Here is a 14,156-nt window from a genome sequence, read left to right on the forward strand (position 1 = left end):
CCGTCCGGCGGCCACCCGTCCGGCCGCGACCCTTCCGGCGGCACCGACGTTGCCTCCTGGTACCCGCGTCGTTGGGCGACGGGCGCGACGTCCGTCGCGCTCCCGCACAGGACCGTGAGTAGGAGCCCCCTTGCTGCATCCCCGACCCTCCGCCCCTTCCGGCGGGCCCCTCCGCCCCACCCGCCGCATGGTCCTCGCCGGTGCGCTCGGGGTCGGTGCGGCGCCCTGGTGGCCCTCGGCCCCGCGGGCGTACGCCTCGGCCGCCGCCGGACCGGAGATCTACGGCTGCGACGCCTGGGGCGCACGGCCGCCGGCCCAGTCAATCGTGGTCCTGGCCGCACCACCGCGGCGGATCATCGTGCACCACACGGCGACGGCGAACGTGGAGGACTACTCGCGGCAGCGCGCCTTCGCTCTCGCGCGGGCGATCCAGAACTACCACATGGACACCCAGGGCTGGATCGACACCGGCCAGCACTTCACCGTCAGCCGCGGCGCGTACGTCACCGAGGGCCGCCACCGCAGCCTCGACGAACTGTCCACGGGTCTGCGCCAGGTCCGCTCCGCGCACTGCGTCGGGCAGAACGACGTGTCCGTGGGCATCGAGAACGAGGGCACGTACACGGGCGTGGAGCCGCCGGCCCGTCAGTACGAGGCGCTCGTGGCGCTGTGCACGCACATCTGCGGCCAGTACCACCTACCGCCTACCGAGATCTACGGCCACCGGGACTTCAACAGCACCGCCTGCCCCGGTGACCGCCTCTACGCCCTCCTTCCCCAACTGCGCCAGAACGTCGCCGCCCGGTTGGGCGTACCCCTGGGGCAGGAGGACGAGGAGGGCGAGGAGGGAGAGGAAGGCGACAGAGACCTCTGGACCGGTCCCGCGCCCTCCGATTACCTCCCTTCGGACCTGGTGGAGCGTGAACTCTCCCGTCATCTCCCCTGAGACCGGGCTACCGCAGCCGGGGGCGCAGAGGCCGGGCCGCCGCGCCCGTGGCGGAGGCATCGTCGTCGGGGCTGAGGCCCAGCATGTCGAGCAGGACCACCAGCTCCGCGGCGCTCGCGGCCCGGGCGGCGGCCGTGCGGCGCGCGGCCTGCCGCTCGGCGAGGGCGGCCGGGCCGGAGACCGTCGGTACATCCATGGCGTACGGATCGTTCATGCCCCGATCCGACCACTCCCCCGCGTTCGCGGCAGCCCCAGCCTGCTCCACCCGCCGCAACGGCACGCGTCCGCGCTCCCGCCCGGCGGGCCTCCGGGAAGGGCTCGCGCGGGGGCCCCGTCAGGCGTCCCGCGTTCCCAGACGGGCTCGGATCAGGTGTGCGGCCTCGGCCAGCCGCAGGCGCCGGTCCGGTTCCTCGGTCCGCTCCAGCTCGCCCCGTAGCGCCCGTTCGGTCCGCATCACCGTGGCTCGGGGTACGGGTACCCGCTGGCCGGGCTTCTCCGTGAACGGCTGCAGTTCGGCCGCCGCCGCCTGGGCGTCGTGCGAGGCGCTGCGGCGCAGCGAGAGGAACACCCGGGCGAGCCAATCGGCCGGGATCTTCACCATGAGATCGGTCATACCGAGGCAACGACGGCGCGCCCGCGCGGTGGCAGGTCGTCGCTCGCCCGGCCCAGTGCCGGCGCCCGGTTCCCGCGCCGCCGCCGGGCGGGCGCCGACCGGTCGACCCGACGTCACCTCCACGCGTACGCCGATAGGACGAACGCGTCACCTGAGTGGATCACGGCCGCGGCCCGCGCCCGGCGCGGGCGGCAACGGCTCCCGCACCACGGGCGGGGCGAACCGTACCGGCGATCCCGGCGGCCGCGGGCGCACGGGCGGGGTCGACGGCATCGTCGGCCCGCCGGGGACGGCCGGCGCCGGCGGCGGGGGCGGTACCGCCGGCGGGCCCGCGGCGCGACCCCTGCCGGGCGGGCCCGGGCGGGACGGCGGCGACGGCTACGTCGTCATCTGCTGGTAGCGGCACCCGAAACGTCTCCCGTCCGCCCGCGCCCACCGCTGCGACGGCGCGCGCGGGCGGGCGTACCGTGCCCGGCTCCCGGAGAGTGAGGGGCGGGCCCGTGCGCGCGGTGCCGTGACGGAAGGAGCGTGGCCGGTGGATACGCGACGACGTGCCGTACTGGCGGGACTGGTGGCCGCGGGGCTCGCGCCGCCCTGCTCGGCCGCCCGGGCGGCCTCCGGGCCCGGGGCGCACCCCGCCTCCCCTCCCCGCGCCGGCCGGCCGGGCCGACCCGCGGTCGCGGCTCCCGGCGGACCCCTCCCGCCGGACTTCCTGCTCGGCAACGAGATCCGGAGGATGCCCACCACCCGGAAGGTGGTGGCGCTCACCTTCAACGCCGCCTGGGACGAGGGCGGGATCGCCACGGTCCTGACCGAACTGCGGCGGCGGAAACTGCCCGCCACCTTCTTCCCGACCGGCCTGTTCGCCGCGGCGCATCCCGCGGCCGTACGCGCCATGGGCGCCGCACCGCACGGCCTGGGCAACCACTCCCACAGCCACCCCTACTTCGACGACCTCAGCACCGAGGAGCGGTACGACGAGGTCCTGCGCGCCGACGCGGCGATCCGCAAGGCGTCCGGGACCGAACCCCTGCCGTTCTTCCGCTTCCCCTACAGCTCGACCACCGAGGACTCGATCGCCGATGTCAACGACCTCGGCTACGCGGCGGTCGAGTTCACCGCCGACACCAAGGGCTACCTCGGCCCGGACGGTGGAATGACGGTGGACGCGGTGGTCGAGCGGGCCGTCGACGCCCTCACTCCCGGAGCGATCCTGCAGATGCACGTCGGCAGCACCGGCGACGGCGTCGTCCTCGACGCCCTGGCCCTCCCGCGGATCATCGACGCCGTACTGGCCGCGGGCTACGCAGTCATCGACCTCCGCCGGCTCTTCACCGAGGAGTTCTCCGCCGAGCGTGCGGGTCCGGACCTGTTGACGGGCTCCACCTGACCCCTCCCCGGACCGCGCCCGGCGGCCTGACCGCCGCCGGGACGACCTCTTCCGGCGTCTCGGTGGACCGCGCGGCGGCCACCGACGACTTCCGGTCAGTGGCCGGCGCCGGAGTGACCCGCGCCGGAGTGACCGGGCGGGCCCCCGTGTACGGAGCCGGTGTCGAGGGTGCCGCCGAGTCGGTCGCGCAGTGCGCCCAGGGTCTCCGGGGAGCCGTTGGTGACGACCCACCGGTCCCCGACGAGGTAGCTGCCGCCGTACGCCTTGGCCTCGGTCAGCCAGGAGCGCAGGCCCCGGTCCGCGGCGAAGGTGGCCATGCGGTACGGGCCTTCGGCCGTGGCGCAGCCCCCTTGCCGCAACTCCTCCGCTTCGACGCTGACTTCGGCGGTGCAACCGATGGCCGCGGCGATCTCCTCGATCGAGGTGCCGGGTCCGGGCGCCGGCTGCGGGTCGGCGCATCCGCCGCACAGCAGCCCCGCGCAGAGGCCGGCTACGAGCGCGAGGGCGGGGCGGAGCCGGAGGACCCGGCGGCGGGTGGACGGCATGGCGACCTCACTGGCTGATCGGACCGGTTGCGAAGCGGGTCCGTGGTGCCCGGGAGGGGAGGATCCCGGGCACCACGCGTTTCTCGGGAACGGCCGGGCCCGAAAGGGGCCGGCTCGGACATCGCCCGGCTGGAAGATCACCCGGCCCGGAAATCACCGGGCTCGGAAATCACCGGGCTCGGAAATCACCCGGCTCGGAAATCACCCGGCTCGGAGATGGCCGACGATCGGCCCGGCCGATCGGGGCCTAGCCGATCGCCTTCGCCTTCTTCCCCTTGTCGGTCACGGCGAACCAGAGGCCCTGCTTTCCGTGCCCGGTGATATCGCCGGGCTCCGTGTCGCCGGTGAAGGAATAGACCGGCCAGCAATCGATCGTCAATTGCTCGGTGCCGTCCGGGCGCTTCATCGTGCCGATCAATTCGGGGGAGATTCCGGACACCTTTTCCTTGTCGACGGGCTCGGCCGGCTTCCAGGTGTCCAGGCAGGCGCCGAGGCAGGCGGTCTTCATCGGCCAGGCACTGTCCTTGTCGAACCGGTAGAGCGTCTGGCCCTCGGCGTCGGCGACGATGGTGCCGAGCTTCGCGTTCCGGTCCGCCGAGAGCTCGATGCCCTGCCCGGCCTCCTTCGCACCGTCCTTCGCTGCCTCCTTCCCGGCCTGCCCGCCCCCCGCGTGCCCCGCTCCCTGTCCCCCGCCGGCCTTGGCCGGCGCGGCCGGCTTCCCGTCGGGCCCCAGTACGTGCCAGGTGCCGCCTACCCCTTCGCCGAGGGTGTCGCCCGGCTTGACGTCCTTGGCGTAGCGGTACACGGGCCATCCCGCGAGGGTCAGCTGGCGGGTGCCGTCGGTCCGCGCCACCGAGCCGAGGAGTCCCGCGTCGAGGCCGGCGCCCGCCGTGGCCGCGTCGGCCGGTACGGGGGGCCACGCCGTGGCGCAGTCCCCCTCGCAATTGGACTTGGGGGGCTCGGGGGTGTCCTTGTCGAAGCGGTAGAGGGTGAACCCCTCGCCGTCGGTGACCGCGGCGCCGAGGGCCGGCACCTCCTGCACCTTGAGCTGCCCGGCCGGACCGTCCTTGCCCGCCCCGCCCGCCGGGACGGCGCCGGTCCCGTAACCCGCACCCGCACCCGCCCCGGAGCCGTACCCGTCGGCGCCGTAGGCCCCGCTGTCGGCTCCCGTCCCGAGTTTCTTGCTGTCGCTGACCGGCTGTACCGCGCCACCCTTTCCCGATGCGTTGTCCGCACTGCCGCATCCGGCCGTCAGCAGCAGTGCCGCAACCGCCGACCCGGCGAATATGGTGCGACGCATTCTCCGCATGATGTCTCCTTCAGGTTCGGTCCGGAATTTCGTTCCCCGGGTAATTCATACGGGGCACCGGGGCTGTCGAGCTGATTTCAACGGGAATTTGTCATATCGCGCCAAGATTGAACTCGGGGGCAGTCCGCGGACGTTCACCGGGCGCACCGTCCGATCAGTCCCGGATGCGCAGCGCCAGGGCGGGGCAGCGCCGTACCGCGCGGAGCGCCTTCGGTCGCAGCCGTCCGGGCACGGGCATGGACGCCTCGGCCGGATAGCCGTCCGCGTCGAGCCGTACGACGTCGGGGAGGATGTCCACGCACAGCCCGTGCCCCTTGCACAGGGTCCAGTCCACGACCAGCCGTTCCGGGTTCTCGTCCTCGGGCAGCGGCAGCGCCCCCAGGATTCGGCGCCCGCACCCGCTGCCCAGGGCGTGGTCGCGGAACTCCTCGGGGAACGCGGCGAGGGCCGAGGCCACGAAGGACGAGGTGCCGTCGGGGTGGCTGCACGCGCCCCGACCCCGGACGACCGCGAGCCGTGTCCGCACCGCGTCCAGCGCCGCGGCGCCCCCGCCCCGTACGGCGTCCTCCAGTACGTCGGCGAGGGCAGGCAGCCCCCGTACGCACGGCCCGCACTGGCCCGCCGACTCCTTCGCCATCCAGCGGGTCACCCGTGCCACCTCGCCGGCCGGGCAGGTGTCGTGCGGCAGGGGCAGGACGGCGCCCGCGCCCAGCACCGCGTCGAACGCGGCGAGGGACTTCCGGGAGATTTCCGACGCGCGGGCCGACGCCGGATCCAGCCATCTGCCGTGGTATCCGCCGACCAGTACGCCCTGGCCCGGTTCGGTACCGCACAGGTCGAGGACGTACGCCAGTGAAGTCCCGGTCGGCGTCTCGACCACCGTGGAGCCGGCCACGGTCAGCAGCACGGTGCCGGGCTCGGACGCCAGCCCGGCCGTACGGTATTCGGCGGCGCCCATCCGCGCGGCGACGGCGAGTTGGGCGAAGGTCTCGGTGTTGGACAGCAGGGTGGGGACGCCGCCCAGCCCCCGCTCACTGGTCCGCACCTTCTGCCCGGACGGCAGGGCCGCGCCGCCGTTGAGACCGCTGACGAGGGCCGTTCCCTCACCGGTCACGAAGCGCTCGGGGAGCCGTACGACGCGGACCCTGCGGCCGGCCGGGCCTCGTTCGGCGACGGCCTCCCGTACCGACTGCTCCACATCGGTCCGGGTCACGGCGACCACGACGTCCTCGGCCCCGAGTGCGGCGGCGGACAGCAGGGCTCCGTCGAGTACCAGGTGCGGGGCGTGCAGAAGCAGCGCGGTGTCCTTGAGGCAGCTCGGTTCCCCTTCGCTGCCGTTGACCACGACGGCCGTCGAGCCGTCGCGCCCGCGGGCCGACCGGCCGACGGCGCGCAGTTTGCGGGCGAAGGGGAAGCCCGCTCCGCCCCGGCCCCGTAGCTCGATGTCCTCGGCCAGGGCGACCAGGTCGTCGGGGCCGGGCCGGGGCAGCTGGCCGTGGACGCCCAGGTGCGCGGAGCGGTCGAGCCGCGGCATCCGGTCGAGGCCGGCCAGCAGCCGGGGAGCGCCCACGCAGCCGAGACCGGGGCTCGGCGCGCCGGTCACGTCCACCGCTCCGGGGTGACGAAGCGCTCCTCGGAGCGTTCGGCCGTACGTGCCGCACCGGCACCGGCCGGGCCCGGCAGGTACGCGGCGGCGTACGGGGGGTACCCCGGTCGGGGCGGTGGGAGCGGGACGGGCACGACCGTGCGCGCACCCGGGTACGGATCCCGGAACGAGGCCGGGTACGGATCGGGTTCCGGGCCGGGGCTCAAGCCCGGGTCGAGGCCCGAGCCCGGGTCGAGGCCCGAGCCCGGGTCGAGGCCCGGCCGCGTGTCCGGACGCGGGCCCGGCGCCGGGTCCGGGTCCGTGCGCGGCCGCGGCACCTTCGGTACGACGGGCTCCCGCGCCGCGGGCCCGGGTACGAAGGGCCAGCGGGCGGCGGGCCTCGGCGCCGCACCGCTGCGCAGGGCCCTGAGCCGGAGCGCCAGCACGACGGCGACGCCGGCCAGGCAGAGCGCGTAGGCCGCCGTCACCGCCGTGCCCGCCGGACGCCCGGCCTTCAGGCCGTGCACCAGCGAGGCACCCCAGGCCGGGTAGGCCCCGAAGTGCAGGGCCCGCCACCACAGCGAGCGGCTCTTGGTCGCGAACACGCTGCGCACCGCCCCGGACACCGCGACGGCCACGAACAGATAGCCGGCGAGCGTGCCGAGTCCGATGAGCAGCGGTTGGTCGACGTCCGTGAACGGCAGCACCGCGGCGCTCGCGGTGGTCCGCTGCCGGGCGATCTTGACCCAGATGTGCAGGGCCAGGAATCCGAGCCCCGCCACCGCGAGGCCCCGGTGCGCGCCCTGGGCGAGCAGCCGGTGTCCGGAGCCGAGCAGCGCGCGGTCGGTGGCCACCAGCCCCCACAGGACGGTGGCGGTGAGCGAGACGAGCGAGAGGACTCCCGACCCGTGGTCGAGGAAGTCCCATACGTGGTTCAGGGCTCCCGCGCGTGCCGCGACGAGGGCCGAGAGGAGGACCGCGGCCGCGGCGCAGAGCACGCCGGGCCGCAGCCTTCCGGCAACGGGCAGGAGCGAAGGCCGGCGGACGGCCCGGCGTCCGGCGGCGGTTGCCGCCGCGGCGTGACGGCTCTTGCGGCGCGCTCTGTGCGAGCGGGGCATGTGCGGCTGGGGCAGGGGCATCCAGTTCTCCTGTGCGCCTGGGTTCCGAGCACTCCACCTGGTGCTCGGCACCCGGGGGTCGATTTCGTCAGCCCGGCAGCGCTGTGGAACTCCGCGCCGGCCGAGGGAACTTGGGGCCGGAGTGCAGAAGCATCGTGGAGACGCCAGGCACCTCCGCAGGATTTATCGAAACGTGATAATTTCTCGCACCGCGTCTACGGCACATCGAACGACCCCGGAAGATTCCCCTCCAGCGGGGGTTGCGACAGGCCACCGCGTCGCCCGCCACCTACGCGTCCCCGGCGGCAAAATCAAGGCAAAACCCCGGGACCGTACGTGGCCGGATCTCTCCAGGAGGGAGTACGAGGGCCGCAACTCTCTTGAGCAACAAGGTTGTTGACAAGAGAGGCAACCTCGGCGGGCTTGTCGCTCTTCCACCGGACAGGCCTCACCCCGGCACGAACGAGGAAACGATGTGCGAACTTCTGAACCGCATCTGGTCCCGCCCCCGAGGCGAGTGGACCCGCGTCCTGCGCAGAGAACTTCCCGCGCTGGCCGCCGAGATAGTGGAGGAGCTTCTGCATGGAATTCCGGAATTTTCCGCACTTGTCGATGACAACGATGCCTTCGACGACGAAACACTCAGACAGCGGGTGGAGGATGCTCTGCTCACCGCTCTCGGATATCGCGATCCGGACGAATGCGATACGGGCGAAAGGCCCGGATCGGAGGAGGACCGGCACGACGGCAGGGACGACGGCGGCGGCGCGGGGCACGGGATCGGCACCGGTCTCGGGCGGGGCATCGGGTACGAGGTCCGCCCGCCGGCGGTCCTGCACGAGGTCGGCCCGGCAGCGGCCGGGCGCGGGGCCGGGCAAGCGCCTCAGCACACGGGCGGGCACACGGCCGCGGGCACGGCGGGAGAAACGGGCGGGCGGCCGGGTGGGCACGCCGCGGTCCATCCGGGCGGGCACCCCGCCGTTCACCCGTCCCGACACTCGGAGGTTCCCCCGGCCGGGCACGCCGCCCTTCACCCGGCCGTCCACCCCGCCCGGCACTCGCTGCGGCAGAGCGACGTGCCCGCCGTACGGCGGGAGGCCGACCGTGCGCGTCAGCAGCTCTTCACCGCCCTCACCGACGACCGCGCCGCATGCCGCGACTCCCTCTCCGAGCTCGCAGAGGCGGCCGGCTGGCCCCTCCCCCCGGCGATCCGGGCCATCGCGCCGGCCGCGCCGGGGGACGCGCAGCAGTTGGCGGCCGTCCTGGACGACGCACTGATCGGCACGTTCGCCGGCCGCCCGTGCCTGCTGGTCCCGAGTCCCGATCCGGACACCCGGGCCCCGCTGGACCTGCCGCTGCGCGGGCGGTTCGCCGCCGTCGGCCACGCCGTCCCCCTCCCGGACACCGCCTCCTCACTGCGCTGGGCCCTGCGGTTGCTCGGCCTCACGCCGGCCCGCGGCGGGCCGGACGCCCGGCCCGTGTTCGTGGACGACCACCTCTCGACCCTGCTGCTGCTCCAGGACGAACCCCTGGCCCACGCGCTCGCCGCCCGGTGGCTGCGCCCGCTGGCGGACCTGACCCCGCGCCAGAGCGAGCGGCTGGAGGTCACCCTGCTGGCCTGGCTGGAAGGCGGCGGCGCCCCGGAGGCGGCGAAGGCCCTGAGCGTGCATCCGCAGACCGTGCGGTACCGCATGCGGCAGCTGGAGAAGCTCTTCGGGCCCGGGCTGCGGGATCCCCGTACCCGTTTCGAGCTGGAGATGGCCCTGCGCAGCCGGCGCCTGATGGCGCAGGTACGCCGCCAGCACTCGCGGCTGGGGCGCCGGGCGGCACGCGTCGTCACGCCGGACTTCACTCCGGTCGTCGTCGGCAGGATCGCTCGGGTCAACGGCCTGTGACACCACACGCCCCCGGCCCGGCCCCCGGTACGTACGGGGGCCGGGTCGGGGGCGCGTCGCCGGGCCGGGGGCCGTGTCGCCGGCCGGCTCAGGCGGGCACCGCGCGTGCGGTGGGAGCGGCTCCCAGCAGGGTCGCGTTGAGGTCCAGCAGCTCCGCGTAGGCCCGCGCGCAGGACGCGCACTGCGCCAGATGGCGCGCGAGGTCGCGGGAGAGCCGCGTACCGCCCCGGCGGACGGCGGAGCCGAGCATGCCGGTGTAGTGGCGGCAGCGGGCGCCGGACACGACGTCCAGGTGGGCGCGGAGGTACGCCTCGCGCAGTCCTTCCCGCGCCCGGAAGGCCAGTGAGGTCACCGCACTCGGGGTGATGCCCAGCAGCGCGGCGACCTGGTGCGGCGAGCCCTCCTCGACGAGCGTGTGCCACAGGACCGCCTGCCAGCGTGCGGGCAGGGTGTGGAAGGACCGGGCGACCAGCCGGCGGTCCTCGCACGCCACCAACTGGCGCTGCGGGTCGCTGCCGGCGGGCGCCTGCCGGCACCAGGACGCGAAGTCGGCCGTCAGCAGGGTCCTGCGGTCGCCGTCCCGCCACTGCATCGCGGTGTGCCGGACGACGGCCAGCAGGTACGCGCGCCAGGGGCCGCGCGGCCCGGCGCCGGAGCGCACGGCCTGGAAGGTGCGGACGAAGGCCTCCGACACGAGGTCCTCGGCGTCCTGCGGGGTACGGCAGCAGGTGCGCGCGTACGCGAGCGCGGCCCGCCGGTGCCGCCGGTAGAGGACGTCGTACAGGGCGGGGTCCACGGAACCGGCGCCGTATCCGCTCCTCAGCCGACGGGTGAGTTCCCCGTCGGAGGCCGGGGCTCCGCCACCGGAGCCCGTGTCACGTCCGGGTTCGGGTCCGCGGGCGCCGGTGGCACGGGAGTCGGCCGCACGGGAGCCGGTATCACGGGAGCCGGTATCACGAGAGTGGGTCATGGCACTCCTCGCTCGGTCGGAATCCGGCCGGACGCACCTGTGCGGTGTTGGCCCGAAGTCGGCTCCGGGCCAACACCTGGCCCGGGGCGGGCGCGGCGGGGGGGGAGGGGTGCGCCCGACCCGGGGGCCGAGGGGTACGTCCCGGCGGGGTCAGCGGCAGGTGCGCCCGTCGTTGATGCAGCCCACGGCCTTGGACATCAGGCCGTTCGACATGACGTTGATGAAGTCGTCGTGGTCGGTCCCCGGTTTGTGCAGTTGCTCGGGGAAGCTGTCCACGGCGAACCTGGCACCCGGTGCGATGCCGTAGGTGATCCGCTGGACCAGCTGCGGGATGGCGGTGAAGCCCTTGGCGCAGCGGCCGTTGCGGTCCGGGAAGGCCACGTGGGTACGGTGGTTGGCGCTGTCGGTGTTGCGGCCGTCCCAGCAGCTCTGGAACGTGAAGGTGCGGACCACGTCGCTGCCCTTCGGGCAGATCGGGTACTTGTCCTTCAGCTGGCGGTCCTCGAAGCCGGTGCAGCTCCACGAGGCGTTGGCGTTGGCCGTGCCGTTGGTGAAGGCCTTGGCGTCACCGGTGATGATGCGCAGGAAGCGGGGCATGGCCGTGACCCGGCCGACGGGGCTCCCCTTGAAGGTGATGGTGACCTGCTTGGGCCGCAGGATGGTGCCTACGTTCCCGTCCTGGCCTCCGCCGGGCGCCTGCGCGTCCCGTTCGGCCTTGCCGTCGCGCAGCCGGAGCACGGGCCAGTAGTAGCTGGACTGGTCGCCGTTGCCGCAGGTGGTTCCCGCAGCGGCGAGGCTGTCGTTGGTGGAGAAGGCGTCGGTCGACTCGTTGCCGACGTAGTCGTGCATGTGGTGGGCGCCGTTGGAGACGCCGGGGGCGACGATGACGTTGTCGGGGTTGAAGTGGCCGTTCTCGTTGCGGCCGCACTGGGAGCTGAAGGACCCCTTGGAGGCGTTGGCCGCGGGTTTGGGGGTGCGGACGTTGGGCCGGACCTTGGTGATGGAGACGAAGTCGCTGCGCGCCGGGCCGCCCTTGCCCCCGACGCCGCGCTGGGCGCCGCCTTGCGCGGAGACGGATCCGGCGTCCGAGGCGACGTCGGCCGCCGCCGCCGCGGGGGCTTCCTTCAGCTCGCAACTGTCCAACTTCTGGATTTCCTGCGGGGGTTGCGCGGCGCGGCCGATGGCCTCGGTCATCTTCGCCAGGGTCTGCGTCCGTTGTTCCCGGAGCTCTCCGAGCAGGGCGTCACCTTGCCCCCCGCCGTCTTTCCCTCCCTCGTTTCCGGTGTTCTTCGCGTCGCCCTCGGCCTCGCCGGCGGCGAGGCGCCGGTAGGCCTCGGCCACTTGGTCGTCGAGTTGCGCGAGGCCCTCGTCGACCTCTGCCTTGGCCTGTTCGGGGACTTCCGTAAGGCGCTCTCCGACGTCCGGGCAGTCGATGGTGGCGGTCAGGCGGCCCGTACGGTCGTCCTCCTCGCCCGCGGACGCGTTGCCCGCGACGACGGCGACGCCGCCGCCGCCCAGTACCAGGGCGGCGACCACGGCCAGGAGCTTCGTCGACGACCTGTTGCGTTTATGGCCCTGTTGACTCATGCGATCACTTCACTTCACTTCGTCGAGCGGACATCAGGACATCAAGATCAGGATCAGGCGGATCAGGATCAGGACAGGCTCACGGCCGGGATGGGAGACCCGCCCGCGGGTGCGGAGGGGGCGGCCGGCGCGGTCGGCGCGACCGGGTCGGCGAGCGCGTCGAAGTCGACCAGCCCGCTGTCCTCCAGGACCGTGATGTGATCCAGCACGGTGGCGTTGGCGGACGTGGCCAGGGCCCGCACCATCGAGTTCCGGGTCTGCGCCCGGATCCCGGCCAGCAGCGCGAACACCTTTCCGTGCGCTCTGCGCAGCAGCTGGACGAACAGCCGCTCGTACTCGTCCCCCTGGGCCCGGGTCATCTGGTCGAGCCAGATGCGCTGCTGCTCGGAGGGCTGGTTGGGCAGGTCGACGCCGAGGGCCTGCCCGACCTGGATGACCTGCCGGTCCAGTTCGGCGTGGCCCTCCACCAGGTGCTCGCCGGCGGTGCGCACCGAGGGCCGCGTCCCGCGCTGCATGGCCTGGCGCCCGGCGGGCAGTTCCCACAGCCCGGCGAGCCGCACCTTCCGTACGAAGTCCCGGTCGGCCGGGGTCAGGGGCCCGTACGCGGTGCTCATGGTCCCGCCGCCGTCGTCCTCGCCCGTCGCCTTGGCTCCCACCGCGGTGGCGCGGTCGCCGAATCCGTCCACGGGGATCAGCAGCGCGATCAGGGTGAGGGCAAGGGCGGCGATGACGGCGCCGCTTGCGAGCGTGTGTCTCGTGGCCACCGACAAGCCGGTGCCCGATCGTCGCCGGAATGACAGCACAGTGCCTCCTCGCTCAGTGGGCCGGGAGGGGTGGCGGAGTTCGGAAGATCCGCACGAGCCGTGCGGTGCACACCCGCATTCCCGGGGTGTGACGGGACGCTAGTGCCCGCCGTGCCGCCAGCGACCGGGGACCATCACCATTGGATAAACATTCGGGTGGGCTCCCGAAAGGCTGGTACCTTGCCGCGTTCGACGCGACCGGTGCCCGCCCGCGGGCCCCACGGATGCGTGCCGCGCGGTGAGTTCGACACGCGCGCCCGCGTCGGAGCGCCTCGCACCCACCGCACGCCGACCCGGCCGCCGGCCACGCGTCTCGGGCTGCTCAGATGAGCCCGACACCAGGCAAATATCCATATGTTCGCGAATTTGTTGCAGAACCGATACATATCGACCCATGTCCGGGCGGGAATTGCAGGCGCCTTCGGAGAAAACTGGACGGCCGTCACCCCTCGGGAAGCACGTCATCGAAAGCAAGAGCTTCAGGTATCCGATCGACCGCAATTCCATCCCCACGCGGAGGTACCAAGATGTCCGTCTCCAGGACCGACGCCGGTCTCGCGCACCAGACCGACCGACTTGCTCACCGCGCCACCGGGCACCGCCCCCCGCGCGCCTGCCTGTTCCTCTGTCTCCTGGCCGCCGGCGCCCTGACCGGCCCGGCCTCCCCCGCCTACGCGGCCACGCCGTACGGCATCAAGGCAGTGGCCGTGGCCGCGTCCAAGGAAGGCGCGCCCTACGCCCCGGGCGCGACGGGACCCAGACGTTTCGACTGCTCCGGCCTGACCCTCTATTCCTTCCGGAAGGCCGGAAGAAAGCTGCCGCGTACCGCGGAGCAGCAATACGAGCACACCTCTCACGTTTCCAGGAAGGAACGCGCATTGGGCGATCTGGTGTTCTTCCCCAAGGGCTCGACGATGGGACATGTGGGGATCTACGCCGGCCACGACAAGATCTGGCATGCCCCTCGGCCGGGCACCCGCGTCCGACTGGAACGCATTTGGAGCGGTGACGTCCGCTACGGCCGCGCCGGCTGACCACCCGCCGCGCCCGCGGCGCGGGCGCGGCCCGACGCCCCGTCCCGGCCCCCCGGGGCCCGGGGTCGGGCGCCGGCGGGGCGAACAGGGGTGCGTCTCAGCCGGGTCCACGATGTGAACCCCGCCGGCCGGCCGGCCGGCGGGGTCACGGCGGCCGGAGTCCGCGTGCGCATCCGTAGGTGGATCGCCGGGGACCGTACGGACCCGGGCGCGCGTCCTGCGCCGTGATGCCGGCGCGGACCGGCGGCGGCCGGTAGCTGGGAGGCGGGGGGGTGCCCCTATGGGTTTGGTCAAGCTGATGGGGCGGGTTGGGGTTCGTAGAAGGTGCCGTCTCGGAGCATGGCGAAGAGGACGTCGGCTC

13 protein-coding genes are annotated in these 14,156 nt (G+C 73.6%); 4 read left to right on the forward strand and 9 right to left on the reverse strand.

Annotated features, from left to right (window positions below; genetic code table 11):
• Positions 1-130 precede the first annotated feature (130 nt).
• Positions 131-946, forward strand: a complete 816-nt coding sequence (locus tag ACWFQ8_RS21775; RefSeq protein WP_453787907.1) for a peptidoglycan recognition protein family protein — start codon at positions 131-133, stop codon at positions 944-946.
• Positions 947-953: 7 nt separating this feature from the next.
• On the opposite strand, the gene ACWFQ8_RS21780 is transcribed toward ACWFQ8_RS21775, so the two are convergent.
• Positions 954-1,160: a hypothetical protein gene (locus tag ACWFQ8_RS21780; protein ID WP_453787908.1), complete on the reverse strand. Its 207-nt coding sequence runs from the start codon at positions 1,158-1,160 to the stop codon at positions 954-956.
• 120 nt (positions 1,161-1,280) lie between these two features.
• Entirely contained in the window at positions 1,281-1,547 is a 267-nt protein-coding gene (locus ACWFQ8_RS21785) for a hypothetical protein (protein ID WP_453787909.1), read from the reverse strand.
• Positions 1,548-2,094: 547 nt separating this feature from the next.
• On the opposite strand from ACWFQ8_RS21785, the gene ACWFQ8_RS21790 reads away from it, so the two are divergent.
• Entirely contained in the window at positions 2,095-2,949 is an 855-nt protein-coding gene (locus tag ACWFQ8_RS21790) for a polysaccharide deacetylase family protein (RefSeq protein WP_453787910.1), read from the forward strand.
• Between the two features lie 95 nt (positions 2,950-3,044).
• On the opposite strand, the gene ACWFQ8_RS21795 is transcribed toward ACWFQ8_RS21790, so the two are convergent.
• From ACWFQ8_RS21795 to ACWFQ8_RS21810, 4 genes are all read right to left on the reverse strand, one after another.
• Positions 3,045-3,494: a hypothetical protein gene (locus ACWFQ8_RS21795; RefSeq protein WP_453787911.1), complete on the reverse strand. Its 450-nt coding sequence runs from the start codon at positions 3,492-3,494 to the stop codon at positions 3,045-3,047.
• Positions 3,495-3,741: 247 nt separating this feature from the next.
• Positions 3,742-4,794, reverse strand: coding sequence for an SCO0930 family lipoprotein (locus ACWFQ8_RS21800; protein ID WP_453787912.1), 1,053 nt, complete (start codon positions 4,792-4,794; stop codon positions 3,742-3,744).
• A gap of 163 nt (positions 4,795-4,957) precedes the next feature.
• Positions 4,958-6,406, reverse strand: coding sequence for an NADH-ubiquinone oxidoreductase-F iron-sulfur binding region domain-containing protein (locus ACWFQ8_RS21805; RefSeq protein ID WP_453787913.1), 1,449 nt, complete (start codon positions 6,404-6,406; stop codon positions 4,958-4,960).
• Complete coding sequence (locus ACWFQ8_RS21810; RefSeq protein WP_453787914.1) at positions 6,403-7,527, reverse strand: hypothetical protein; 1,125 nt, start codon at positions 7,525-7,527, stop codon at positions 6,403-6,405. Before ACWFQ8_RS21810 ends, ACWFQ8_RS21805 begins: the two co-directional genes overlap by 4 nt.
• 452 nt (positions 7,528-7,979) lie before the next feature.
• Between ACWFQ8_RS21810 and ACWFQ8_RS21815 the strand changes: the two genes are divergently transcribed.
• The gene (locus ACWFQ8_RS21815; RefSeq protein ID WP_453787915.1) at positions 7,980-9,401 is read left to right on the forward strand and encodes a PucR family transcriptional regulator; all 1,422 of its coding nucleotides are present in this window, start codon (positions 7,980-7,982) and stop codon (positions 9,399-9,401) included.
• 88 nt (positions 9,402-9,489) lie between these two features.
• Here the strand turns inward: ACWFQ8_RS21815 and ACWFQ8_RS21820 are convergent, their stop codons facing one another.
• The 3 genes from ACWFQ8_RS21820 to ACWFQ8_RS21830 form a co-directional block, all read right to left on the reverse strand.
• The gene (locus ACWFQ8_RS21820) at positions 9,490-10,371 is read right to left on the reverse strand and encodes an RNA polymerase sigma factor (RefSeq protein ID WP_453787916.1); all 882 of its coding nucleotides are present in this window, start codon (positions 10,369-10,371) and stop codon (positions 9,490-9,492) included.
• Positions 10,372-10,521: 150 nt separating this feature from the next.
• A complete protein-coding gene (locus tag ACWFQ8_RS21825) occupies positions 10,522-11,958 on the reverse strand; it encodes a DUF1996 domain-containing protein (RefSeq protein ID WP_453787917.1) in 1,437 nt (478 codons plus the stop codon).
• Positions 11,959-12,026: 68 nt separating this feature from the next.
• A complete protein-coding gene (locus ACWFQ8_RS21830) occupies positions 12,027-12,722 on the reverse strand; it encodes a DUF4142 domain-containing protein (protein ID WP_453787918.1) in 696 nt (231 codons plus the stop codon).
• Between the two features lie 566 nt (positions 12,723-13,288).
• Between ACWFQ8_RS21830 and ACWFQ8_RS21835 the strand changes: the two genes are divergently transcribed.
• The gene (locus tag ACWFQ8_RS21835; RefSeq protein ID WP_453787919.1) at positions 13,289-13,795 is read left to right on the forward strand and encodes a C40 family peptidase; all 507 of its coding nucleotides are present in this window, start codon (positions 13,289-13,291) and stop codon (positions 13,793-13,795) included.
• Positions 13,796-14,156: the final 361 nt, after the last annotated feature.

The organism is Streptomyces sp. NPDC055254 (assembly GCF_053606025.1).